This window comes from Micromonospora luteifusca, from assembly GCF_016907275.1.
GTDB classification, from domain to species: Bacteria; Actinomycetota; Actinomycetes; order Mycobacteriales; family Micromonosporaceae; genus Micromonospora; species Micromonospora luteifusca.
This window is the reverse complement of the sequence record NZ_JAFBBP010000001.1, coordinates 452910-476629: the sequence shown is the minus strand read 5'-3', so window position 1 is coordinate 476629 and position 23720 is coordinate 452910. Positions and strand designations below refer to the sequence as shown.

18 protein-coding genes are annotated in these 23720 nt (G+C 69.6%); 8 read left to right on the top strand and 10 right to left on the bottom strand.

Annotated elements, in window-relative coordinates; all coding sequences use genetic code 11:
* Positions 1 to 38: 38 nt before the first annotated feature.
* Entirely contained in the window at positions 39 to 1526 is a 1488-nt protein-coding gene (locus JOD64_RS02090) for a VMAP-C domain-containing protein (protein WP_204940624.1), read from the bottom strand.
* A 57-nt stretch (positions 1527 to 1583) separates the two neighbouring features.
* Positions 1584 to 2018, bottom strand: a complete 435-nt coding sequence (locus JOD64_RS02085) for a hypothetical protein (RefSeq protein WP_204940623.1) — start codon at positions 2016 to 2018, stop codon at positions 1584 to 1586.
* A gap of 261 nt (positions 2019 to 2279) precedes the next feature.
* Here JOD64_RS02085 and JOD64_RS02080 point away from each other — a divergent pair, with 261 nt between their 5' ends.
* From JOD64_RS02080 to JOD64_RS02070, 3 genes are all read left to right on the top strand, one after another.
* A complete protein-coding gene (locus JOD64_RS02080; RefSeq protein ID WP_204940622.1) occupies positions 2280 to 4340 on the top strand; it encodes a cellulose binding domain-containing protein in 2061 nt (686 codons plus the stop codon).
* Between the two features lie 395 nt (positions 4341 to 4735).
* Complete coding sequence (locus tag JOD64_RS02075; protein WP_307813167.1) at positions 4736 to 8026, top strand: GH92 family glycosyl hydrolase; 3291 nt, start codon at positions 4736 to 4738, stop codon at positions 8024 to 8026.
* A gap of 209 nt (positions 8027 to 8235) precedes the next feature.
* Positions 8236 to 9405: a glycoside hydrolase family 3 N-terminal domain-containing protein gene (locus tag JOD64_RS02070; RefSeq protein WP_307813165.1), complete on the top strand. Its 1170-nt coding sequence runs from the start codon at positions 8236 to 8238 to the stop codon at positions 9403 to 9405.
* A gap of 132 nt (positions 9406 to 9537) precedes the next feature.
* Here the strand turns inward: JOD64_RS02070 and JOD64_RS02065 are convergent, their stop codons facing one another.
* Positions 9538 to 12261, bottom strand: a complete 2724-nt coding sequence (locus tag JOD64_RS02065; RefSeq protein WP_239559346.1) for a M14 family zinc carboxypeptidase — start codon at positions 12259 to 12261, stop codon at positions 9538 to 9540.
* Between the two features lie 248 nt (positions 12262 to 12509).
* Here JOD64_RS02065 and JOD64_RS02060 point away from each other — a divergent pair, with 248 nt between their 5' ends.
* Together JOD64_RS02060 and JOD64_RS02055 are read left to right on the top strand one after the other, a co-directional pair.
* Positions 12510 to 12926, top strand: coding sequence for an effector-associated constant component EACC1 (locus JOD64_RS02060; protein WP_204940619.1), 417 nt, complete (start codon positions 12510 to 12512; stop codon positions 12924 to 12926).
* The gene (locus JOD64_RS02055) at positions 12923 to 14857 is read left to right on the top strand and encodes a caspase family protein (protein WP_204940618.1); all 1935 of its coding nucleotides are present in this window, start codon (positions 12923 to 12925) and stop codon (positions 14855 to 14857) included. Before JOD64_RS02060 ends, JOD64_RS02055 begins: the two co-directional genes overlap by 4 nt.
* A gap of 65 nt (positions 14858 to 14922) precedes the next feature.
* On the opposite strand, the gene JOD64_RS02050 is transcribed toward JOD64_RS02055, so the two are convergent.
* Positions 14923 to 16248, bottom strand: coding sequence for a glycoside hydrolase family 18 protein (locus JOD64_RS02050; RefSeq protein WP_204940617.1), 1326 nt, complete (start codon positions 16246 to 16248; stop codon positions 14923 to 14925).
* Between the two features lie 54 nt (positions 16249 to 16302).
* On the opposite strand from JOD64_RS02050, the gene JOD64_RS02045 reads away from it, so the two are divergent.
* Positions 16303 to 16449, top strand: coding sequence for a hypothetical protein (locus JOD64_RS02045; protein WP_204940616.1), 147 nt, complete (start codon positions 16303 to 16305; stop codon positions 16447 to 16449).
* A gap of 16 nt (positions 16450 to 16465) precedes the next feature.
* On the opposite strand, the gene JOD64_RS02040 is transcribed toward JOD64_RS02045, so the two are convergent.
* The 4 genes from JOD64_RS02040 to JOD64_RS02025 all read right to left on the bottom strand — a co-directional run bounded on the left by JOD64_RS02040 (position 16466) and on the right by JOD64_RS02025 (position 18579).
* Positions 16466 to 16885: a PPOX class F420-dependent oxidoreductase gene (locus tag JOD64_RS02040; protein ID WP_204940615.1), complete on the bottom strand. Its 420-nt coding sequence runs from the start codon at positions 16883 to 16885 to the stop codon at positions 16466 to 16468.
* An 89-nt stretch (positions 16886 to 16974) separates the two neighbouring features.
* Complete coding sequence (locus JOD64_RS02035; protein WP_204940614.1) at positions 16975 to 17433, bottom strand: pyridoxamine 5'-phosphate oxidase family protein; 459 nt, start codon at positions 17431 to 17433, stop codon at positions 16975 to 16977.
* Positions 17434 to 17444: 11 nt separating this feature from the next.
* Complete coding sequence (locus tag JOD64_RS02030; protein WP_204940613.1) at positions 17445 to 18071, bottom strand: VOC family protein; 627 nt, start codon at positions 18069 to 18071, stop codon at positions 17445 to 17447.
* A 97-nt stretch (positions 18072 to 18168) separates the two neighbouring features.
* Complete coding sequence (locus JOD64_RS02025) at positions 18169 to 18579, bottom strand: VOC family protein (RefSeq protein WP_204940612.1); 411 nt, start codon at positions 18577 to 18579, stop codon at positions 18169 to 18171.
* 69 nt (positions 18580 to 18648) lie between these two features.
* Between JOD64_RS02025 and JOD64_RS02020 the strand changes: the two genes are divergently transcribed.
* Positions 18649 to 19533: an NAD-dependent epimerase/dehydratase family protein gene (locus JOD64_RS02020; RefSeq protein WP_204940611.1), complete on the top strand. Its 885-nt coding sequence runs from the start codon at positions 18649 to 18651 to the stop codon at positions 19531 to 19533.
* Between the two features lie 6 nt (positions 19534 to 19539).
* Here JOD64_RS02020 and JOD64_RS02015 read toward each other — a convergent pair whose 3' ends face one another.
* A complete protein-coding gene (locus JOD64_RS02015; protein WP_307813164.1) occupies positions 19540 to 20550 on the bottom strand; it encodes a glycoside hydrolase family protein in 1011 nt (336 codons plus the stop codon).
* A gap of 277 nt (positions 20551 to 20827) precedes the next feature.
* Positions 20828 to 21790 carry an AraC family transcriptional regulator gene (locus tag JOD64_RS02010; protein ID WP_204940609.1) on the bottom strand — a complete coding sequence of 321 codons (963 nt, stop codon included), beginning with the start codon at positions 21788 to 21790 and terminating at the stop codon, positions 20828 to 20830.
* 214 nt (positions 21791 to 22004) lie between these two features.
* Between JOD64_RS02010 and JOD64_RS02005 the strand changes: the two genes are divergently transcribed.
* Positions 22005 to 23543 (top strand): flavin-containing monooxygenase, encoded by a 1539-nt coding sequence (locus tag JOD64_RS02005; protein ID WP_204940608.1) that lies wholly within the window; start codon positions 22005 to 22007, stop codon positions 23541 to 23543.
* Positions 23544 to 23720: the final 177 nt, after the last annotated feature.

Sequence of the window (23720 nt, the reverse complement as noted above, 5' to 3'; positions counted from 1 at the left end):
ACTGACGGCGCTCCTTGTCCTCCGCTGGCCGTTACCGCTCATGCCAGGACCCTTCGCCTGTCGTCGTCGGCGGAGTCCGCCCCCCCGGGCTGCCGATCCGGATCGTCGAACAACATCACAAAGCCGTGCCCGACGTGCTTGTCGAGCCCTTCGGGGTCTTCACTCCAGGCCGACTGCCGCAGGTGCGCGGCACGATTCGGAAGGTCCTTCACTGCCGTGCCTGACGTCCGATCGCCGACCATCGACGCAACAGTCTGGCATAGATCCTTTATGGACGGTGGATCCCGGTGCCACACGATCGCCGGCACACCGGAGCGCAACCCGATGAGCAACTGCCGCTCACCGAGGCTGTCGGCGGTCGGGGTCTCACTGAGCACCAGCACGACGACAGCGCTCTCGCGTTTGAGAGTCGCTTCGAGCTGGACGTCGGCGTGGTGCTGCGCGGCGCAGTGGATCAGTTTCCGCTCGCTGGGTTGATCGGTGACACCTCGCCAGCGACTGTGCCAGAGCCGGTGCCAGTGACTGGCGCGGATCCGCTCCAGACTTCTGATGACCAGGGGATACTCCGTGGTCAGCGGGCTCGGCAGCCCGGACTGAAGCTCCTTGCGCCAGGTGTCGACCGGTTCGTTGATGAGCTGCCAGGGCAGTACGAACTCGATCGTCACCGCTCCGGCCCGTGCCGCCCAACGACGTTCGACCTCGTTGACGATCCGGTCGACGGCCGCCTCAAGGTCCCCGTACGCGACGTGGTGATCCTCGCCGCGGATCGGCTGCCACTCAGGGGACGCCCACTGGTACCAGTGGGACATGATGTACGTGTCGTCGTCGCCGCCGTACTTCTCGAACTGGATCACCAGGTAGGCGGTGGCGGTGGGGAGCGGTGCGGTCGGCTGGGCGGCGTCGAGCTGATCCGCGACCCCCCAGTCTGTCGTGAGCTGTGCGCACAGCTGGCGCAGCCGGGGCAGCGATGCCGCCGACACGGCCGTTACCAGCCGGTCGAGCAACCGGAGCCACGGTGGCACCTCACCGTGCGCGTTCGCCGATGTGAGGTGGGCGAAGAGCTCCCATGCGGTCTCGCACCAGGCCGGGGCGGGGGTCGCGCGGATCTCGGCGACGAACCGCCGCAGGTCGTCGGTGACGTCGAGCGTGGACAGCAGCCCGCGCAGCCAGGTGACGTCGTAGTCGTTGAGCAGCTCAAATGCCTGCCAGTCGTCGGCCAGGCGCAGCAACGCGACGGTCTGTTTGCTGTCCGGCTCGAGCAGCTCGAGGCATTCGGCGAGGCAACGCAGCCCACCTGGCCGGTCCACGCAGACCGTCACCAGCGCGATGATCTGTGGGCGGAGCAGCCCCACCTCGCGGTAGCCCAGTGCGCCGCCCAGCGCATGCCCCAGCTCCTGAAGCAGTAGCTGTCGGCTGCTCGGGTCCTGGATGACCGACGACCCTTCCAGCACGGTCGTGATCTGTCCGACGAGTCGGCGGCGTTCCTCCGCTACGGGTGGCGAATGAAGCCGCGGGGCCTCACGCACGAGCCCCGGGTGGTCGCTCGTTGCCACAACCGCGCCGAAACGGTGCGCCGGGCGTCATCAGGATGGCCCCGAGTCGAACGGGTCGAGCGTTGTCAACGCCTGCACCACGTCGGCCGCCTCTCCGGTCACCTCGGCACGCCGCCGCTCGGTGCCGTTGTCGAAGATCGCGACCACCCGGAGCTGGCCGCCGCGACGACGCAGCAGCGTCTGCAGGGCGTACCAGCCGGCAGACGATCCGATCCCCACGCCGATCTGGAGCAGGGAGTCGGTCAGCACGCCACGGGACGAGACGAACTCGCACTCTGCGGGAGGGTGCCAGGTGCCCGCCGCCAACCCTGCGGCCAGTAGTTCCTGGATCAGCTCGGGAGTGGAGTCGTCGTAGACCGGAATGCCGTCGTCATCGGCGAACGGCAGGAAGGTCACGTCGGCGCCTGGTCGTGGCCCGGGCTCGCGGTGGCTGTCCGTGGCGACAATCGAGACCTTTGGTGACATGCGCTTATGGTATTGGTGGCGGCGGCAGCCATGGCGTCGCCGAAGTGTCGCCAACTTGACACCTCGCAATGCGCCCAAACTGGACCTGCGCCTCGCGGGCCTCGTGAGATTCTTGGGCGTCGATTTTATGTGCCGTGCGCGCGGAGCTGACACCCGTCCAATGGGCAGCCGAGAATCCGTCAGGGATTCCGGGGGCGGGGACACGAGCGATGGACCACGAGGGCCATCCGTCCACCCCTTGCCGCTAAGGAAGCCCAGCCCATGCACATCCCGAAAAGGCGCGCATCCCTCCTGGCGAGCCTGCTGCTCGCCGCGACCGCGCTCTCCGGCATCAACCCACCGACCGCCAGCGCGGCCCCCGACCCTGTCACCGTGACCGTCAACGCCCGAGCGGGACTGGCGACCGTGCCCGACACCGCGCTGGGCGTCAACCACGCCATCTGGGACCAGAACCTGGGCACCACCGAGACGTCCGACCTGCTGCGCGACGCCGGCGTGCAGATGATGCGCTACCCCGGCGGCTCCTACGCCGACATCTACCACTGGAAGGACCACACCGCTCCCGGTGGGTACGTCGCGCCGAACACCGACTTCGACACCTTCATGGCGGCCGTCCGGCGGGTCGGCGCGCAACCGATGATCATTGCGAACTACGGCACCGGTACGCCTGCCGAGGCTGCCGACTGGGTGCGGTACGCCAACGTGACCAAGGGCTACGGCGCGAAGTTCTGGACGATCGGCAACGAGAACTACGGCAACGGGCACTACGGGTCGGCCTGGGAGGCCGACGACCACCCGGACAAGAGCGCGACACAGTACGCGAGGCTGGTCATCGAGTACGCCGACGCGATGAAGGCGGTCGACCCGAGCGTCAAGGTCGGCGCGGTGTTGACGATGCCGGGGAACTGGCCGGACGGGATCACCGCCGGCAGTGACCCGGGCTCGTGGAACCAGACCGTGCTCTCCCTCGCCGGCGGAAAGATCGACTTCGTGGACGTGCACTGGTACCCGGGCGGCACCGCCGCCGAGTCACTGGCCCGCACCAGCCACATCCCCGACGCGACCTACCTGCTCCGGCAGCAGATCACCCGGTACGCCGGCCCGAACGCCGACCGCATCGGCATCAGCCTCACCGAGCTGAACGTCGACGCCGGCCGGACCACCCAACCCGCCGCGCTCTTCCTGGCCGACGCCTACAGCGAACTGCTGGAGAACGGCATCTTCACCGTCCACTGGTGGAACGTGCACAACGGCATCGGCACCGTGTCGGAGGTGGCCGGCCAGACCGACTACAACGACTTCGGGATGCTGTCCAGCGGCACCTGCACCGCGGACGGCTCGGTCTGCGAGCCGCCACTGAACACGCCGTTCGCGCCGTACCACGGGTTGGCCATGATGAGGCTCTTCGCCAGGGCCGGCGACCAGTTCATCCGCGCCGGCACCGACGAACCGCTGGTCACCGCGCACGCCGTCCGCCGGGGCAACGGGGATCTCGCGGTGCTGCTGGTGAACAAGGACCCGGACAACGCCCACCAGGTCGCCATCGACTACGCCGGGTTCACCCCGTCCGGTGCCGCGCCGACCGTCTCCACCCTTACCAACGGTGCCGGTGGCATCGCCACCAGCCAGTCCGGCACCGCGACCAGCCGGACGCTGCCGGCGTACTCGCTGACCACGCTCGTGCTGCGCCCGGCCGGCACGACTGCCGGCCGGCCCACGGCGCCGGGCCAGCCCACCGCCAGCGGCGTCACCGACCGCGCCGCGACGATCTCCTGGCCGGCCGCCACCCCGGCCCGCAGCCCGATCGCCAAGTACGAGGTGTATCGGCAGAACGGCGCGGTCAGCGAGCAGTTCGGCGAGACGAAGGCCACCTCGTTCACGGTCGGCAACCTGGTGCCGGGCAGCAGGTACACCGTCAACGTGCTGGCCCGGGACACCGCCGGGCGGGTGTCCTGGGCCTCACCGCCGCTCACCTTTGCCACCGGCAGCCCCGCCGACGGTGCGTGCACCGTCCGCTTCACCGCCAGCAACGACTGGGGCAACGGCTACATCGGCGGTGTCGAAATCATCAACAACGGGACCAGCCCGATCAGCGGCTGGACCCTCACCTGGACCTGGCCGACCGGCTGGCAGCAGGTCAGCAGCGGGTGGAGCGCCACCTGGGAGCAGGTCGGCACCGCTGTGCGGGTCACCCCCACCGACGACAATCGTCAGATCGCCGGCGGTGGGAGCGTGAGCGCCGGCTTCGTCGGCGCGTACAGCGGGCCGAACGTGCTGCCCACGGCGTTCACCCTCAACGGCACCGTCTGCGCGACTGGCTGACGCTGACGCCGTGTTCCGGCTGGCTCGTGCGGAGGGCCAGCCGGAGCACGGTGCCGTTGCCTGACCTGCGCCACGTGGTTCTCCTGGCGGGTGGTGTGGCCGAGCCGGCGGGGCGAATCGTGGCCACACTGCGCAGAGTGCACCCTCCCCGTCTCCGAACGGAGTTCGCGGGATGCGGCGGGGGATCTTGACAGGTCTCCGATGAGGGGCGAGCATCCTTCCTGGATTTAGACAACGTTGTCACGGCTGAGTGCGCCGGCCCCGGCATGGAGAAGAGCGTGACGGTGTTCCCGTCGGGCTTCACGCACACGGTCGTTGAACGAAGGGCAAGTACTGTGCCAAACCCACCGGCTCGTGCGGTGCAGACCGCGAGACGCCGAACTCTCGCCGCTGTCGTGACGACGGCCGTCGCCGCGCTGGCGGCGGTCACCGCGGGCTCGCCCGCCTCGGCCGCCCCCGGTCCGCGGCTGGTCACCGACCCGGCCGCGTACGTCAACCCGCTGATCGGCTCAACGAACCTCGGCAACACCTACCCCGGAGCGGTGCGTCCCTTCGGCATGCTGGCCTGGAGCCCGCAGACCACCAGGGGCGCCCAGGTCTCGACCCCCGCGCCCGGTGGTTACGAGTACGGGGCGACCCGGGTCCGTGGCTTCAGCCTCACCCACCTCAACGGCGTCGGCTGCAACGGAGGCGCCGGCGACATCCCGATCATGCCGTACGTCGGTGACGTCACCTCGTCACCGAGCGTCGACACCTCCGACGCGACGTACGCGAGCGACTTCTCCCACGAGAACGAGACGGCGCGTGCCGGGTACTACCGGGTCGGCCTCGACAGCGGTGCGTCGGCTGAGCTGACCACCACCGCCCGCACGGGCTCGGGCCAGTTCGGGTTCCCGGCCAACCAACCCGCCAGCATGCTGTTCCGCACCTCCAACTCGGAGACCGGCAGCACCGACGCCACCGTGCAGGTGGACGCCGCCGCACGGACCGTCACCGGTTCGGTGACGGCAGGCAACTTCTGCGGCCCGCAGAGCCCGAACAACCGTGAAGCCCTGTACACGGTGCACTTCACCGCCCACTTCGACCAGCCCTTCGCCCGGTTCGGCACGTGGCAGGACGACGCCCTGACGGCGGGCGCCTCGACGGCCTCGGGCGGCACGGGCGTCGACACCGGCGGTCCGGTCCCGGGCAAGGGTTCCGGCGCCTACGTCACCTTCGCCGAGGGCACCACGAAGGTCGGCGTGAAGGTCGCCATCTCCTACGTCGGCCTGGACAACGCCGAGGCCAACCTGCGGGCGGAGAACCCGCAGAAGAAGACCTTCGACGCAGTCCGGTCGGAGGCCACGGCGGACTGGCAACGGCATCTGAGCAAGATCAAAGTCGGTGGCGACTCCGCCGACCAGCTCAGCACCTTCTACACCGCGCTGTACCACTCCATGCTCGAGCCCACGCTCACGAGTGACGTGGATGGTCGATACCTCGGCGCCGACGGCAAGCCCCAGCGGCTGGCCAAGGGCCAGGAGGCGCAGTACGGCACCTTCTCCGGCTGGGACCAGTACCGCGCCCAGGTGCAGCTGATGACGCTGATCGACCAGAAGGCGGGTAGCGACTATGCGCAGTCGCTGTTCAACTACGCCACCCAGCGTGGCGGCGAATGGGACCGCTGGCTGCTGCAGCACGGCAAGACGAGCGTCATGTCCGGTGACCCGGCGGCCCCGGCGGTTGCCGGCATCCACGCCTTCGGCGGGCGGGACTTCGACGTCAAGGGCGCCCTTCGTTCGCTGATCACCGCAGCGACGGTGCCGAACGCGAACGACTCCGACAGCGCCGGCTGCAACGTGGCCTGCGTCGGTCAGCGTCCCGCGCTCGACAAGTACCTGCAGCTGGGCTACTTACCGGCCGATGGCTGCTCCTGCTGGGGCGGCGCGGCCGAGACGATGGAGGACGCGGTCGCCGACTTCGCTCTCGCCGAGCTCGCCGGCCAGGTTGGCGACCGGGCGAACGAGCGGACCTTCCTCAAGCGGTCGGGCAACTGGAGCAACGTCTTCGACGTGACCGCGACCCCGCAGGGTGGCTACATGCGCTCCCGCAAGGCCGACGGCACCTGGGCGGACCGCACCTTCACCCCGGCCACCGAGAGCGGGTTCGTCGAGGGCAGCAGCGCCCGCTACACCTGGATGGTCTACTCGGACGTCGCTGGTCTGGCCCGCGCCATGGGTGGCAACAAGGCCGCCGAGCAGCGGCTCGACGCCTTCTTCCGCACCCCTGACGGCACCTTCGACTTCTCGGCCCGCGACCTCACCCGGTACGACCCGACCAACGAACCTGACATGAACGCGCCGTACCTCTACAACTACTTCGGCGTGCCTTACAAGGCGCAGGAGACGGTCCGGGCGGTAGTGGACCAGCTCTGGAGCAACACCCCTGGCGGCATCCCGGGCAACGACGACGCCGGCACCATGTCGTCGTGGTACGTCTTCTCGGCGCTGGGCATGTACCCGCAGAACCCGAGCCGGGCCGACCTGGTGCTCTCCGCACCGCTCTTCCCGCGTGCGGTGATCGAGGCCGGGCACGGCCGCACGATCACGGTCAACGCCCCGGACGCATCGTCCAAGAACAAGTACATCCAGTCGGTCAAGGTGAACGGTAAGAAGTCGAACCGGAGCTGGGTCCCCGACACCCTCGTCAACAAGGGCGGCACCGTCGACTTCGTGCTCGGTGCAAAGCCGAACAAGTCGTGGGGCAGCGCTCCCTCCGACGCGCCGCCCTCGTACGGCGACGGTCGGCAGCCGTACCTGGCCGGGGCGAGCCCGCAGACGCTGAAGGTGGAGCCGGGCAGCACCGCGGCTGCGACGTACAAGGTCCAGGCGCTCACCGACAAGCCCACCGTCGTGCGCTGGAAGGTCAGCGCCCCCGCCGGGCTGACCGTCACCCCCGCTCAGGGTGACTACAAGCTGACCGGTGACGGAACGGGTAGCAAGGCGCTCACCGTTTCGGCGGCGGCCGACCTCAAGGCCGGTCCGTACACGGTGACGGTGACCGCCACCACCGCCTCCGGCGCGGCGCTGCCCACGGTCACGCTGCCGGTGACGGTCGCCGTCCGGGACAGCGTGCTGTGGAACCTGAACAGCAACGGCATCTCGGCCGACGACACCAACCCGCAGGCCAACTTCGACACCGGTGGCTGGAGCTACTCCGCCAAGGCGCTCGAAGCCGCCGGGGCGACGCCGGGTTCCACCGTGTCGGCCAACGGGTTCAACTTCACCTGGCCGAACGTGGCGCCCGGCGACCCGGACAACATCCTGGTCGGCGGTGGCGGTCAGGTGCTCAGCGTCCAGGCGGCCGAGGGTGACACCAAGCTGAGCCTGCTGGGCAGCGCCGTCTTCGGTGCCGCGAGCGGCACGGTGACGCTGACCTACACCGATGGCAGCACCCAGCAGGCGGTGATCGGCTTCAGCGACTGGACTCTCGGTGGTGGGGGCGATCAGCCGTCGTTCGGCAACGTGACGGCGGTGCACACGACCTACCGCGACAAGATGGGCAGCGGCATCGAGCCGGTGGCCACGTACGTCTTCGCCACCGCTCCCATCGACCTGCAGCCGGGCAAGCAGCTCGCGAGCCTGACGCTGCCGGCCACCACCCAGGGCGACGGTGTCCTTCACCTCTTCGGTGTGGCGACGGCCTGACCTTGGGTCGGGCTGTCGCTCGGAGTTACTGACCGGCGTCGCGTGAGCGGCGACGGATGACGTGAGGGCCTGCTCTGCCGCGAGGCGGAGCAGGCCCGCACTGCCTGAAGGGGCCAGCGAGGGTGGCTCCGATCGGCTACGGGCATCGAACGGGTGAGGTGCTCGCGTTCGCGGGGTCTCCGGGGATCGGTGGCCCGTAGCGTGCGGACGTGAATGGATCACGTCTGCCTCGCCGGCTGCTGCTCACGGGGGCCGGCTCGGCCGCCGTGGCCGCGCTCACCGCCTGCCAGACCGCTCGATCCAGCCTGCCCACGCCGCAGCCGACGCGCGCCGCGACGAGCGGTACGCCGGACCAGGCAGCGCTCCGGCGGAAAATCGCGAGCCTGCTCGTGGTGGGCTTCCGTGGTGACCGGGTGAAAAGCAGCGACTGGATCGTCAGGGCGATCAGAGACGGTCTCGGCGGGGTGATCCTCTTCGACCGCGACCTGGAGACCGGGGCCGCTCGCAACGTCCGTTCACCGCAGCAGGTCACCACGCTGGTGCGGGAGCTCAAGAAGGCCGCGCCGGGCCGGCTGATCGTGTCGATCGACCAGGAAGGCGGACGGACCGCGCGGCTCAACCCGAGCAACGGGTTCCCCGCCACCAGGTCGGAGGCCGAGATCGGCGCCGAGAACTCTCCGGCGGCGACGCGCGAGTGGGCACGGGGATTGGTTGAGAGTCTCACCCGGGTCGGGGTCAACCTCAACTACGCGCCCGTCGTCGACCTGAACATCGATTCGGCGAGCCGGGCGATCGGAGCATTGGACCGTAGCTTCTCCGCGGATCCCGACGTGGTCGTCAGCAACGCCACGGAGGAGATCCACGCCCACCGGGCTGCCGGCGTCAAGACCTCGCTCAAGCACTTCCCGGGCATCGGAAGCGCTGCGGGAAACACCGATTTCGAGGTCGTCGACGTCAGCGCCACCTGGCGGCCCATCGAGCTGGAACCGTACCGACGGCTGATCCGGGCCGGCCTGGCGGATTCGGTGTTGGCGGCGCACGTGCTCAACAAACAACTGGATCCGAACCGACCGGCCTCGCTGTCGCCGAAGGTCATCACGGATCTGCTCCGCGGTGAGCTCGGCTGGCAGGGCCCGGTGGTCAGCGACGACATGCAGGCGGTGGCCATCACGCGCCAGTACGGCTCCGCCGAGGCCGTTCACCTGGCGCTGCAGGCCGGCGTCGACCTGCTCGTCTTCGCCAACCAGCAGGTGTACGAACCGGACATCTTCGAGAAGACGCTGAACGTGGTGGTCGGGCTGGTCCGGAGCGGAAAGCTGAGCCAGGCGCGCATCGACCAGTCCGTCGCCCGGGTCGACACCCTCCGCCCGAAACGCTGACCGGGCACGCTCGCGGCGGGCGGTGCCGGGGCACCTCTGCCGCTGAAGTGGGGGTGGGCGGCCGCACCTGTGCAGCACGCGCGAAGCGCCCATCCCCAACGTGGGGACGGGCGCTTCGCTGTGCCGGCTCCGTCAGGCGACCACCGACCGCAGCGGCACCTTGGCGTCGCGCAGCGCGCGCACCAGATCCCTCGCGAACGGGTGTTCGTCCACCTGGAGTCCCTCTGGGTTCGGGATCACCACGTACGCCGAGCCGTTCTTCGCGGACGCCTCGGCGTCCGTGGTGAACCGTCCGACGATGGCCTGCGTGCGCGGTAGGTCCGCCGCCGCGACCTCGATGGTGATCGGCCGCCATCCGCCGCCCAGGTCCGCCGTCACCGGCGCGGCGGCGGCGCTGGCGCGCGCCGCGTCGACGCCGGCCGTGCGCCGGGCGTCCGGCGCTGCGCTCGCCGGGTAGAGCACCGCGTTGGCCACCAGGTGCAGACCATTTTCGTTGTACGCCCGGAAGAGCGGATTGAACGCGAACAGCACCGCCCGACCGGCGCCGGTCGGCTCGTCGACGACTGCGGCCGTCCCCTTCAGTGCGTCCACGCCGACGGTGTAGCCGTTGGCCCAGAACGTGTCACCCGCCGGGTAGCTGAGCACATTGGTGCCGGTCGTGGTCGGGTTGAGGATCGGGTCGCTGTTGTTGAACTCGAAATCCTCCGCCGGGCGACCGAGGGCGACCGGGCTGGCGGTGTCCACGTCGACCCGCAGGTGCGAGCCGATCACCAGATAGTCGGCTGGCTTGGTCTTCTCGGTGGTAGAGGTGAGCCCGGCGGCGCGGGCCAGGCGGGTGCCCTCGTTGCGCAGCCCGATGTAGGTGTGGCCCTGGGCGATCCAGTCGCGCAGGTTGGCCTGCCCGGCGGCGGTCAGACCGCCGGTCGCGTTGCTCCCGTCCGGCACCAGCAGCACCGTACGTCCGGTGAACGCCGCGGTGTTGTCGTTGATGTCGGCGGTGCTGACCGGGGTGAGGTCGAGCCCCCACCGCTTGCCGAGCACGTAGCGGGCCTCGCCGTGGGAACCCGACGTGGTGGAGATGCCGGCGCCCTGGAACAGCCCGACATCCGGCAGGGCGAGCGGGGTGCCGGTGGGGCGTCCGCCCGGGGTGAGGGTCACGCCGAAGGATTCGGCCAGCTCGTCGACCGTACGGCTCAGCTTTGTCGCCGGGACAGCGACCCGGCTGGTTCGCAGGTCACGCACGAGCGGGACGCCTTGGCCGAGCAGGGTGAAGGTCAGCTCCGCGGCGGCCGCCGAGTCCAGCGGGTACGTGTAGGAGCCCCACGGCACTGCTGGCGCACTCCGTCCGCCGGAGATCTGGCGGACCAGTTGGGCCTTCGGCCGGACGTTGTCGCCGGTGTAGATGGTGGAGACGCCCATCAGCAGCGGGTTGCTCCAGGACGACACGTCGTAGAAGTACGGGAACGGGACATACGGATCCTCGCCCATGATGGCCTGGATCCAGTGCTTCTGCGGTTGGTCCATCGGGATCCAGTACGCGCCCTTCGGCACGGTCACGTTGGTGGCCGTCCGGCCGCCGAAGACTCGCGCAGTGGGCACCCGGGTGGGCTTCTGCACCTCGTACACCTCGACGTCCATGCGACGCAGCCGTTCGACGAGCTGGCGGACATCGGCGAGCTGCCGGTCGGGCAGCAGGAAGTACGAGCGGATCTTGATGTCGGGCACCGGGAACTGGACCTCGTTGGTGGGCTGCACGACCTCGTTCGGCTCCAGCGTGCCGGCCCTGCCCTGGGCGAGCGCGTCGGTCCAGATGTCGAAGTAGCCGCTCAGCACCTCACGCTTGTTCGCGGCGGCCCAACCGAGCGTCGACCACTGGGTGTTGAACTGCTGCTGGACACGGTCGGCCACTGCCGACGTGCTGCCCTTCTCGTACGTCATGCCGGCCGCGCCGAAGCCGGTGGTCGGCACCGTGTCGCCGTAACCCATGAAGAACATGTCGTACGTGTCGTAGTTGAAATAACACTCGGTGGTGACGGTCTCGTCGCAGGCGCCGTTGAAGCCGAAGCCGGCCTTGTTGGCCTCACCGATCCGGTTGATCCAGTCCACCGCCTCGCCGGCGATCTCGTGGTGGATCGGGTCGGCGTTGGGTGGGAAGAAGTACTGGCGGCCACCCATTTCGTGGGCGTCGATGAAGACCTGTGCCGGGTAGCGGCGCAGCAGTTCGAGTTTGCCGTCGGTCTCCTGCTGGGTGCGGGCGAACCAGTCCCGGTTCAGGTCGAAGCCGAACTCGTTCTGCCGCCGGGTCGCGTCGCGCCCGTCCGGGTTCTGGGTGGGGACGATGATGGTGACCAGGTTGTCGTTGCGCTGTTCCACCGCGCAGGACAGGCCCGCCGCCAACTCGTACAGCGTCTTGAGGGCGGCGTCGGTGCCGCTCTTCTCGCCGCCGTGCACGTTCGCGGTGACCCAGACGATGGCCGGGCTGTCCTTCGCCGTCCGGGCGGCCGTCCGCGCGCTGGTCCGGCGCGGGTCACGCAGGTCCCGGACGTCGTCGGCGATCTTGCGCAGCGCGGCGGGCCGCACGTTGCGCTCGTTGGACACCACCGCGTACGGCAGCGGCTGCCCCGTCACGCTGGTGGCCAGCACGCCCGTGGCGACCCGGTTGGAGGCGCCGTCCACGGCCCCGAGGTACGCGCGGACCTCGTCGTTGGTGACGACCCGCTCCTGACCCACCCCCAGGGGGAAGCCGAGGACGGCCTCCGGGGTGGGGACGGTGCTCAACCGGGCGGTCGGGTCGTTGCGGCAGGGAGCCGGCCGAGCGGCGCTCGCGGCGGACGTGCCGCTGAGCAGGGGAGTCATACCGAGGAGGAGCGCGACCGTGGCGGCACTCGCCAACCGCCTCGGTCGAACCGTCCAGAATGGACGTGACGATGGGGACATGTCTCGGGTTCCCTTCTTGGGGGAAAGCCTCGCAGTGGCCGGAGCCTATGAACCACCGGTGCGGCGGTCAAGGTCTGATCGACTCCGGTGACTTTGCGGGCTCCCCGGAGCCGGCGCCGGCTGGCAGGATGACGGTGTGGGGTTGTCCTCGCCGGAAGGAGAAGACGTTGCCCGCGTCTCAGGAGACGATCACGCTCTCGGTTCATCCAGATCTTCCCTCCGCCGATGCTCGGCGTTCCCTGGCGTCCTGGCTGCGCAACGAGGAGCGGCTCCGCGGGAAGGTCACTGCCGCGCCTGCCGCCGGATCGACGGCACCACCCGACGAGATGTCGGCCGGGGCCACAGACGTGCTGCTGGTGGCCGTCGGCAGCGGCGGTGCCGTCATGGTGCTGGTGCAGGCGATCGCGGGGTGGCTGACCCACCGCCGCGAGGACGTGACGGTGAAGCTCACCCGTCCGGACGGCTGGTCCGCCGAATTGGACGTCCGTCGGGCTCGTGACATGGACCAGGTGACCGCACTCATCGAGGCCGCGGTGCGCGCTCTGGCGGACCACCAGCCGTCAGCCGAGACGAACGATCCGTGAGTCGGCCGGACCCGTACCGGTCCGTGGCACTGCTGATCGGCACGGCCACGCACGACCAGCAGTCACTCGAGGACCTGCCCGCCGTACGAGCCAACGTCACCGAGCTGGCCAGACTCGTCACCACCGGGCCGGTCGACCTGGTCGCCGTCGAACGCTGCACCCAGCTCCTCGACCTTCCGCACCCCCGGGAGGCGGGTGTCACGATCGCGGAACGCTGTAGCGAGGCGGAGGACCTGCTGCTGGTCTACTACGCCGGTCATGGCCTCCTCGACGACAACGGGGAGTTGTTCCTCGCCCTGCCGGGCACCGACCCCCGCCCGGACTGGCTGAAGTACACGGCGATTCCGTTCAGCTGGATCCGTGACGCGATGCGGGACAGTCCCGCCCGTACCAGGGTGTTGATTCTCGATTGCTGCTTCGCGGGCCGGGCGCTCAACAACATGTCCACTGCGGACGCGGAGAACGGGCTGGCCGACCGCAGCGAGATCCAGGGCACGTTCACCCTCACCGCGACCTCCGACAACGTCGCCGCCATCGCGCCGGTCGGTGCCGAGCACACGGCGTTCACCGGTGAGTTGCTTCGCCTGTTGCAGCACGGCCCACCGGTGCGCGACGGCCACCCCGCCGGGGACGACCTCACCTTGAGCGCCATGTATCGGCACCTGGCGGTCACCCTGCCCAGCCAGGGCCTGCCTCGGCCGCGTCAACGCAACACCGACCTCGCGGCTGATCTGGTGTTGCGCCCGGCCCGACCCGCACGTCCCGCCCTACCGGTCGCCGAGGGCCAACCCTCGGGTGAAACGCCCGCCGCCCCTCCAACCGTCAGCCTGCCCGCACTGGCCGAAGCCCGGCCAGTGATCGACACACTTCGCCGACCGCAACGGCTGTTCCACCCATTGCACCTGGACCTCCTACGGGCGCATCGAAGGCGGCTCGCGGCGTCCGTTGGCTTCGCCGCCCTGTATCTGGCTGTCGTGGCAGCGCGGGCGGCGAATTCCGACGCCACACTGGGCCGGGTTGGCTGGGCATGGGCTGACCTGCGGCTCCTGTTCCTCGACCTGGTCGCGGCGACGATCGGCACCGGGCTGGCCGCCACCGCCGCTCGTGACATGAGGGCAGGGTTTTCGAGAGACGCAAGGATCAAGTGGGGCCTGGCCATTCTCATCTGGGGTGTTGTCGTCGTGATCATTCTGGTGGTGACGGCGGCCGTGTTCGTTGCGATGCCAGTTGTCGGCGAGAGCGCGGGCATCTACACCGTCGCCCTCGGCGCCTGCGCGTTCGCGTTGGTGATGTGGTGGCTCGGCGGTGCAGGGTTCAACTCGGATGGTGACGGGCCGCGTTGGTGGTGGCGTACTCCGGTCGCGGCCGCCATCTTCGTCGGCACTCGGTTGGCGCTTGGCGTGCTCCCTGATCCAAGGCTGTGGCGCGCCCGGTTCGGGGAAGTGTTCGAAGATCACACCCTGGGGGCGGTGTGGACAGCGGCCGGGCTCCTCGCGATCGGGTTCCTGGTCATCGTCCAACTACACGACGTCGTGACCGGTCACCTTGCGTTGGCGAAACGGCCGCTCGTCATCGCACTCTCCAAGCAGGGCATCGGCATTCGGACCAGAACCACGAACAGGTTCATCGCCTGGCACCACCTGGACCGGGTCTTCGTCGCTGGCAACGCCCTCGCCATCGCGTTCAAGCGGGACTATCCCGAGGTGGAGAAACCGCGCGAGTTCAGCTACTCAGCCGCCCTCGGCGGCTTCCCAGTGGCCGACATCCGGCACTTCCCGCACACCCGCGCGGAGATCCTGCACGCCCTCTCGCATTTCGCGGGCGCCACCCTGCACGGGGTCACCCCACCCGGTCCTGAGGAGGATCACTGGCCCACCCGCCCGGACGGCAGCCTTGCCTTGCGCTACGAAGAGCGCTGGAGCACCCAGTGAGCTGACCCCGACCCGCCGCCGACGAGGAATCGGCCGGCGGCGAGTCGGGGTCGAGCGGGGTACGCCTACCAGGTCGTCAGCCCGAGGCCGATCGTCTTGGTCAGCGTGGCGTTGTCGTCGTCGCCGTCCAACGACCAGATCATCGCGCCGGCCAGGCCAGCCCGTCGGATGTAGAGCATCTTCTGCAACACGACCGCCGGATCGTCGTACGTCCACAACGTCGTACCGTCGAACAACCAGGCGTGCCCGGTGCGGAGGTCGCGGTGCACGGTGTAGCCGTTGCCAGCCAGGTTCTTGAGGTTCTTGTAGTCCTCGTACCCGGCCTCGAAGGTCGCCGGCGCGGGCGCGGCGGCGGGCTGGAACAGACCGTTGCCGCCGCCGGTGACCCCGGTCCAGCCTCGGCCGTAGTACGGGATGCCCAGGACCAGCTTGTCACGCGGGGCGCCACGAGCGATCCACCCGTCGATGGCGACCTCGGCGGAGAAGTCCGGGTCGTCCGGGGCGCCCGCCGGCACGCGCAGCGCGGACTGCTGGTTGGTCACCGCGTCCCAGCCACCGTGGAAGTCGTACCCCTGCACGGTGGCGAAATCCAGGTACTTGAAGATCTTGCGACCCTCGTAGCCGGCGTCCATCGTGGCCGGGTTCGCCGGCAGGAAGGCGGTCAGCGGGTGGTGGGCGCGGGTCGTGCGCCCGTACGCGTCGAGCTGCCGGCGGAACTCGGCGAGCAGCTTGGTGAAGTTCTCCCGGTCCTCCGGGCGGATGACGTTGCCGGGCTCACCCTCCCAGTTGGGCCACTCCCAGTCGAGGTCGACGCCGTCGAAGACGCCCGCCGCGGCACCTGGGGCGCCCGGGAGGTTGCCCTTGAGGTAGATGTCGATGCAGGACGCGACGAAGGCCTTGCGGGAGGCGTCGGTGCGGGCCGCGTTCGAGAAGTACGTCGACCAGCTCCAGCCGCCCAGCGAGATCAGCACCTGCAGTTTGGGGTGCTTGGCCTTGAGCTTGGCGAGCTGGCCGAAGTTGCCGTTGAGCGCCTGGCCCGGGGCGTCCGCGACACCGTCGACGCTCTCCTCGGCCGGGACGGGGCGCTGGTAGTCGGCCCAGGCGTCGCCCTCACCCGGACCACCGTCCAGGTAGCAGCGTCCGTCCTCGCTGACGTTGCCGAAGGCGTAGTTGACGTGGGTGAGGCGGCTCGCCGCACCGGAGGTGTCGAGCTTCTTGACCGGGAAGGCGCGGCCGTAGATGCCCCACTGGGTGAAGTAGCCGACCCGGTGGTAGCCGGCGCGGCGCTGCTGCTTGTCGCTGGCGCTCGCGGCGGTGGGCGGGGCGGCGGTGAGGAGCAGGGTCGCCAGGACGACGACGGCGGTGAGACGGCGGTGACGGAATGGTCGCATCGGCACACTCCCACGAAGGTTGGAGCACAATCAGTAAAGATACTTATCTGATTGATGAAGTTAAGCCGATCACAGTCCACGGTCAAGAGCCGACCGGATCCCGGGAGCCGTCTACGCATCGTCATGTTCTGCACCGCAGCCGCCTTCGGCTACCTGCTGACCCGCGTCGACACCCGGTCCGCCACCACCCTGATGCCCTGACGAGGGGCGTCAGCCGTCAGCCGACCTGGCTGTTGTCCTTGAGTGAGCCCCAGCCGTGCCACCGGTCGATCTCGATGAGGGCACTGACCCGGGCACGCTCGCGCCGCGGGTACGCGTTGCCCGTGTAGTGCAGGGACAACCGGTCGATGTCCGCGAGATCCTCGTCGGCGCGCAGCTCGGCGACCTGCCCGACGATGCTGACATGGGTGTACCACCCGGCCTCGTCGAGCACCGTGAGGGACACCCGGGGGTCGTTGCGCATGTGCTCCAGCCGGCGGCGGCTCTCGTCCACGTTCACCAGGATCCGGCCGTCTTCCCACAGGTACCAGGTGGCGGCGGACACCGGCTGACCACCGTTGCGGAGTGTGGTCATGACCGCCGGGTTCGGCTTCCGCAGCATGGCGACCGCGGCCTCGGGAAGTGGTGGCTTGGACATGAAGTCTCCTAATTGCGTCAGCGTGTACCCCTGCACGTTACGCACCCGCAGGCCCCGATCATGGTGGTACACGCAGGTACATCGCGCGGTCAGCCGAGCCAGCGGCCGTCACGCATGAGGACGCGTCCCTTCAGCTCGTTCGCCTCCCGCCAGGCCTGGATGCGCTGCGGTCGGATCAGAAAGTACTGGTAGGGCTCGTCGAGACCGCTCGGGTCGAAGCCCGTCTTGGTCGCGAACGCGTCACCCGTCTCCGGGCCGAGGTCGGCGATGTCCACCGGCACAGCGGTGCCGTCGACGATGACGACGTCGCGCGTCGGTCCGAGGCTGAGTCGTACCCGGCCATCCGCCACCAGGTTGCGGCCGGTGACCGAGGCGCGCGGCGTTGAGACGAGGAACGCGGTCCCGTCCCAGAGGAACGAGAGTGGGATGAGGTGTACGCCGCCCCCTGGGGAGCCCGCCGTCGCGACCCAGAGGTCGATGTCGCCCTCCAGTCTGGCGCGAGTGTCCCGAAGCCTCTGCTCAAGCCCACGCGGCGGAACGTCCGTCATGCTTCCTCCAGTCACTTCGCGGTGGCCAGCGATGCGGCTTCCCAGGCGAACCCGTCCGGGTCGGTGAAATGCCCGCTGTCGCCGCCGATCGTGAGTCGGTGCGACCCGGTGCCGCCGGGGGCGACGCCGACGTCCTTGGCGAGGGCACGACGTCGGTACAGCGCCAGCTTCACGGGGCTGGACCCAGCAACGAACTCGACGTACATGCGGCCAAAGCTCTTCGCCACGGCAAGGCCGTGCTCGACGTAGAACCGCTTGCTCGCAGCCACGTCCGCGACTCCGAGCAGGAGCACGATCTCGTCGATCTGCCGGGTAGCCGGGCCGCTGTCCTTCTTCGCCGAGGTCGCGATCTTCCAGATCGTCCCGTCCGGGGCTTGCACGACACCGCCGTAGCCCCAGAGCGACTTCGCGGCAGGCTTCAGCGACGTGGCACCGGCGTCCAGGGCAGCGCCGACCAGGCCGTTGACGGTGGCTGGCTGGGACACCGTGAGCGCCAGCGTGAACCCACGGAAGCCGCTCGTCGGTGCGTCCGAGGCCCGCAGGCGAATCTGCTTGTCCAGACCGAAGGCGGCGGTGTGGAAGCGCTGGGTGGCCGCGGGGTCGGCCACGTCGAGGGTGACGGATGCGATGGATGTCATGGCGATCACGCTATTTGCGGTCGGGCGACCGGCGCTTCTCGATTCCTGACCGGTCTCGTCGGATGTCGCGAACGGCGCAAATCGAGGACCGGACGGCTCAGCGAAGCTCTTGGATGCGGATCAGGTTGCCGGCGGGATCGCGGAAGGCGCAGTCGCGGATGCCGTACGGCTGCTCGGTCGGCTCCTGGACGACCTCGGCGTCGCCGGCCTGCACCTTCTCAAAGGTGGTGTCGAGGTCCCGCGTGGCCAGCAGGATCCAGCCGTAGGTGCCCTTGGCCATCATCTCGGTGATGGCGCGGCGCTCGTCCTCGGTGGTCCCGGGGTCCGCGGCCGGCGGCGCCAGGAGGATGGACGTGCCGGGCTGGTCGGCGGGGCCGACCGTGATCCAACGCATCGTGCCCTGACCGACGTCGCTACGGACCTCGAAGCCGAGGGCGTCGCGGTAGAAGGCCAGGGAGGCGTCCGGGTCGGTGTGCGGCAGGGAGGTCGTGTGGATCGTGATGTTCATGTCGATCATGCTAGGGGTAACGCAGTACCCGCGTGCGGGTCCCCGTCCGCCCCCGGAGAGGATGTGGTCATGAGTAGCTCCGCACTGCCCAGGCGTGTTGTCGTCACCGGCGCCACCGGCAAGCTCGGTCGCGCCGTCGTCGCCCACCTGCGCGTCGTGGGCGTCGACGTGCTGGCGGTGGACCGTGCCGGCGGACGCGACCCCCGCGACGTGAACGGCGAGTTCCTCCTGGTCGACCTGACCGACTACGGGCAGGTGGTGGAGGCGTTCACCGGGGGTGCCGACGAGCACGCCGGCGGGGTCGACGCGATCGTGCACCTGGCGGCCGTCCCGGCGCCCGGGCTGATGTCGAACGCGACGACGTTCGCGAACAACTCCGCCGCCACGTACAACGTGTTCGCCGCGGCCAGGGCGGCCGGGATCAAGCGGGTCGTGTGGGCGTCGAGCGAGACGGTGCTCGGGCTGCCGTTCGACACCCCGCCGCCGTACGCGCCGGTCGACGAGGAGTACGCGCCGCGGCCGGAGTCCACGTACTCCTTGAACAAGGCACTTGAGGAGGAGATGGCGCGGCACTTCTGCCGCTGGGACCCGGAGCTGGTCATGGTGGGTCTGCGCTTCTCCAACGTCATGGACGTCGAGGACTACGCGCCGTTCCCCTCCTTCGACGCCGACCCCCGACTGCGGCGGTGGAACCTGTGGGGCTACATCGACGCCCGCGACGGGGCCCAGGCGGTCGAGCGGGCGCTCGCCCACGACCAGCCCGGTGCGGACGTGTTCATCATCGCCAACGCCGACACGGTCATGACCAGGTCCAGCGCGAGCCTGATGGCCGAGGTCTACCCGGGCGTGGAGATCCGTAAGGAGTTGGGCGAGCACGAGACGCTGCTCAGCATCGACAAGGCGCGACGGGTGCTGGGCTTCGAGCCGCAACACTCCTGGCGGAGCCACGTTTAAGGGCGGTCAGCGCGCGGCCTGGTAGGCGCGGCCGACGGCGGTCGCCTCGCTGCCGGTGCGGAAGAGCCCGGTCTGGTCCTTGTCGGTGGCGGGCAGGCCGAACCAGGCGTACCGGTGCAGCCAGGTCAGGCCACCCAGCATCCGGGTCGCCGCGGTGAGGAACGCGGCCTGCTGCGCCTGGGTCGGGAAGCGAACGCCGTCGGAGAAGTCGATCAGCGCGAACTCGGTGAGCCAGATCGGCAGCCGGTAGCGGTCGTGCACGGCCTGAAGGTACGACTTGAGCTGGTTGACCGCGTTGGCGGTGGTGAAGTCCCCGCCGTACCAGTGCAGGGCGATGAAGTCGACGCGGTAACCGCGCTGCTTGACGCCGGCCATGAAACGGTCGAGCCACTCGCCCGGCCGGTCACCACCCCAGGCCACCGCCGGGCTGCCCAGCGGAAGGCCGGTGGCTTCCAGCTGCGGCCACAGCTCCAATGCCTGTTCCACGCTCATCTCCGCCTGACCGGCCAGGTCCGGCTCGTTGAACCCGAGCAGCTGTCGACCGCTCCTCTTGGCCTGCTGCAGGTTGCTGGCGGTGACGCTCTTCGCCCCCCAGATCATCGGAACGAACTCGGCGCCCTTCGGGCTGGTGACACCCGGGTGGGCCACATCCCAGGTGTAGTACCAACTCGCCCCGGAGCTGGCCAACGCCTGGCTGACGCCGTCGAAGGTCCACACCCCGACGCCCTTGCGCTTCGTGCTCACCCCGGGCGCCGCCGGGGCGACCGGACGGGCGGTGGTCGGCTTCACCGTCGGCGTGGTCGTCGGCGTCGGGGTCACCCCCGCCGGGCTCGTCGTGGCGGTGGGCGTGGTCGCGGTGAGTGGGCTGGCCTGCGGGTTCGTCGGCGGCAGCGCGTCGACCGCCTGCGTCGCCGCAGGGGCGGGCGTCGGCCCGGTCGGCTGCACCACGACGATCACCCCGGTCACCAGTACGGCGACCACCGCCGCCACGGCGAGGGGCCACAGCAGACGCCTCACGCCGAACGGGAGGTGAGCGCGCAGCCCGCGTCGGGGTTCCGCGTGAACGCCCCGGTGCCTCTTCGCGGGGTCCGCTTCACCCTGGCCGGTCGCGTGCATCGTCGACTCCTTCGTGTGGTCGCATCGCTACTCGATGCTGTGTCGGCGGGAATCCCGCCAACGCCTCACCTCAGGAGACTCGCCAGCCGTACCCGGATAACAGTTCCGGCGGTGTTGGCGCGCGTTCGCGCGGCGGACGCGCCCGGTGGATTTGCGCGGCAGCCGACCGGGACGATCGTCATCGACGCAGGGTCGTGGATGGCGTCTCGCCGAACCGCGTCCGATACTCGGTCGCGAACCGACCGAGGTGCACGAAGCCGTGCTGCAGCGCAACGGCGGTCACGGACGCCCCCGGCTCGGCCGCGTGCAGCGCCCGGTGGGCGGCGTCCAGGCGGCAGGCCCGCAGGTACGCCGTCGGGGTGGTCCGCAACTCCCGGCGGAAGCAGTCCTGCAGCGTCCGTACGCTCACCCGCAGCGCCTGGGCGACATCACCGACGGTCAGTGCCTCGCCGTGGTGGTCGGAGATCAGGGCGCAGGCCCGGCGGACGAGGCGTCCGGGGTTGGGGTGGTGGCCCGGCTCGGCCAGCAGGTCGGAATGGGTGTGCCGGTGGGCCAGCAACAGTTGGCCGATGAGCGCCTGTTCGAAGCGGGCGGCGACCTGTGGGTGGTCGAACAGGGACGCGTCCATCGGCTGCGACAGTTCGTCGGCGAGGAACGCCACCCCGCGCGCCCACGCCTGCGCGGTCGACGTGGTCATGACCATGCCGACGTCGAAACGGACCGGGTCCTCCACCGGGCGGCCCAGGAGGCGGGCGAGTTCCCGGTCGACGGCGCGCCGGTCGGCGTAGAAGATCCGGTGTGGCGACCCCTCGGACCAGTGCATGTCCGAGGCGTCGTACGGGGAGAGGACGGAGGCGACGCCGGGGGTCGAGGTCACGGTGTGGCCGGCGTGCCGGACCACCGTGCTGCCGGCACGGGGGATCTGGACGAGATAGAAGGTGTCCAGGGCGGGGGGTTGGATCCGGACCGCCTGCCCGTAGTCGAGGTCGATGACGCCCACCCCGCCCACCCGGCGTGCCGCCATGCGGAGTTGGATGCTGCGCACGCCCGCCTGCGGGATGAGCCGGTGCGGACAGAAGACCCTGCCCACCTCGGCACGAGCCTGATCGACGTCGTCCGTCCGGACCGTCACGGCATCCATCCGACACCTCCTGGGCGCCCTGGTGCGCTGACCATAAGTCGGGACCGGGAAGGACGGTGCCGGAAAGCCGCCGACCCGACACGGACCAGTCCGGTGCGCGCAGTGGACACACCTCGCGCGCAACGGATAGCGACCTCCGCGGCCTGCTCGTTAGCGTGCGCTCACCACCGCTGCCACGGTTCGCAGCAGTGGTCCACGCACCTCGGAGGGGACCATGAGGATTGCCGTCGTCGGCGCTGGATTCGCCGGTCTGAGCGCAGCGAAGGTACTGCGGCAGAGCGGATTCGACGTCACCGTGTTCGAGAAGGCACCCGACGTCGGTGGGGTGTGGAGTCGCACCCGGCGTTACCCCGGGCTGCACACCCAGAACGACAAGGGCACCTACCACCTCTCCGACCTGCCGATGCCCGCCCACTACCCGCAGTGGCCCTCGGGTGAGCAGGTGCAGGAATATCTCGAGAGCTACGTGGAGAAGTTCGGGCTCGCCACCGTACTGCGCCTGTCCACCGAGGTTGCCTCCGCCGAGCTCGTCAACGACGAGACCGGGTGGCTGATCGCGTCGCGGCCGGCGGGCGCCCGGGACCCGGTGACAGTGGAACGGTACGACCACCTCATCGTCGCCAACGGCATCTTCTCCGACCCGCTCGTCCCGTCGTTCGACGGTCACGCGACCTTCGCCGCCGCCGGTGGACGCGTGCTGGCGGCGGGGGAGTTCCACGACGTCGAGGCGGTCCGAGGCAGGAACGTCCTCGTCGTCGGCTACGGCAAGTCGTCCTGCGACGTGGCGATCCCGCTCAGCGATGTCGCCGCTCAGACCCACGTCGTGGCCCGCGAACTGCTCTGGAAGATGCCCCGCAAGCTCGGCGGTGCCCTCAACTACAAGTACCTGCTGCTCACCCGGATGGGTGAGGCGCTGTTCCGCTACCTCAACCTGAAGGGCTTCGAGCGATTCCTGCACGGCCCGGGGAACGGCCTGCGCCGACGCATGGTCGAGAGCGTCGGCTCGGTCGCGACCAGGCAGCTCAAACTGCGCGAACTGGGTCTCGTGCCGAACGGCAGCTTCGAGGACATCGCCCGCAGCACGGTCAGCCTCGCCACGGAGGGCTTCTTCGAGCGCGTCACCGACGGCCGCGTCGCCGTGCACCGCGACCAGGTGATCAAGGAGCTGCTGGTCGACGGTGGCAAGCCGGCCGCCCGCCTCGCCGACGGGACGGTGCTCGCCGCCGACCTGGTGATCTGTGGCACCGGCTTCCGCCAGCACGTGCCGTTCTTCGACGACGCGCTGCACGCCCGGCTCCAGGACGAGGCGGGCAACTTCATGCTCTACCGCCAGATCCTGCCGATCGGTGTGCCGCGGCTGACGTTCGCCGGCTACAACTCGTCGTTCTTCAGCCCGCTCAGCGCGGAGATGGCGGCGGTCTGGACGGCCGCGTACCTGCGGGGTGGGATCGACCTGCCGGCCGAGGGGCGGATGCGTGACGAGGTGCACACCCGGCTGGCCTGGATGGCGGCGCGCACCAACGGGCGACACGCCCGCGGCACGAACATCATCCCGTTCTCGATGCACAACATCGACGAGGTGCTCAACGAGCTGGGGCTCAACCTCGGCCCGCTCGCCCGGGCCCGGCAGTGGCTGTTCCCCGTCGACCCGCGCTCGTACCGGGGAGTGACGGCGCGCATGATCCGGCGTAGCGCCGACGGGGACGCGGCGGGCCAGGTCGAACCGACCGGGCCCGCCCGCGCGACGCGGTGAACGCTCGCGGTGGCGGTATGGGTATCCGCCATAACCACGAGGACCCTCACATAAGGCGATAAAGTACGCCGAAGGTGTTGAGGTGGAACAGGTTGGCGAGGAGGCTCGGGTCGATGGCAGCGTGGCAGGTCACCGGGCGTCGATACGACGCCGCCACACTCCGCACCGACCTCGGCC

Bases quoted from the DNA above. Each gene is read 5' to 3' on its own strand.
- JOD64_RS02035 (WP_204940614.1), bottom strand. From the start codon at position 17,433: ATGACGGACGTTCCGCCGCGTGGGCTTGAGCAGAGGCTTCGGGACACT.
- JOD64_RS02065 (WP_239559346.1), bottom strand. From the start codon at position 12,261: ATGACTCCCCTGCTCAGCGGCACGTCCGCCGCGAGCGCCGCTCGGCCG.
- JOD64_RS02085 (WP_204940623.1), bottom strand. From the start codon at position 2,018: ATGTCACCAAAGGTCTCGATTGTCGCCACGGACAGCCACCGCGAGCCC.
- JOD64_RS02050 (WP_204940617.1), bottom strand. From the start codon at position 16,248: ATGCGACCATTCCGTCACCGCCGTCTCACCGCCGTCGTCGTCCTGGCG.
- JOD64_RS02010 (WP_204940609.1), bottom strand. From the start codon at position 21,790: ATGGATGCCGTGACGGTCCGGACGGACGACGTCGATCAGGCTCGTGCC.
- JOD64_RS02025 (WP_204940612.1), bottom strand. From the start codon at position 18,579: ATGAACATCACGATCCACACGACCTCCCTGCCGCACACCGACCCGGAC.
- JOD64_RS02005 (WP_204940608.1), top strand. From the start codon at position 22,005: ATGAGGATTGCCGTCGTCGGCGCTGGATTCGCCGGTCTGAGCGCAGCG.
- JOD64_RS02030 (WP_204940613.1), bottom strand. From the start codon at position 18,071: ATGACATCCATCGCATCCGTCACCCTCGACGTGGCCGACCCCGCGGCC.
- JOD64_RS02040 (WP_204940615.1), bottom strand. From the start codon at position 16,885: ATGTCCAAGCCACCACTTCCCGAGGCCGCGGTCGCCATGCTGCGGAAG.
- JOD64_RS02020 (WP_204940611.1), top strand. From the start codon at position 18,649: ATGAGTAGCTCCGCACTGCCCAGGCGTGTTGTCGTCACCGGCGCCACC.
- JOD64_RS02080 (WP_204940622.1), top strand. From the start codon at position 2,280: ATGCACATCCCGAAAAGGCGCGCATCCCTCCTGGCGAGCCTGCTGCTC.
- JOD64_RS02045 (WP_204940616.1), top strand. From the start codon at position 16,303: ATGAAGTTAAGCCGATCACAGTCCACGGTCAAGAGCCGACCGGATCCC.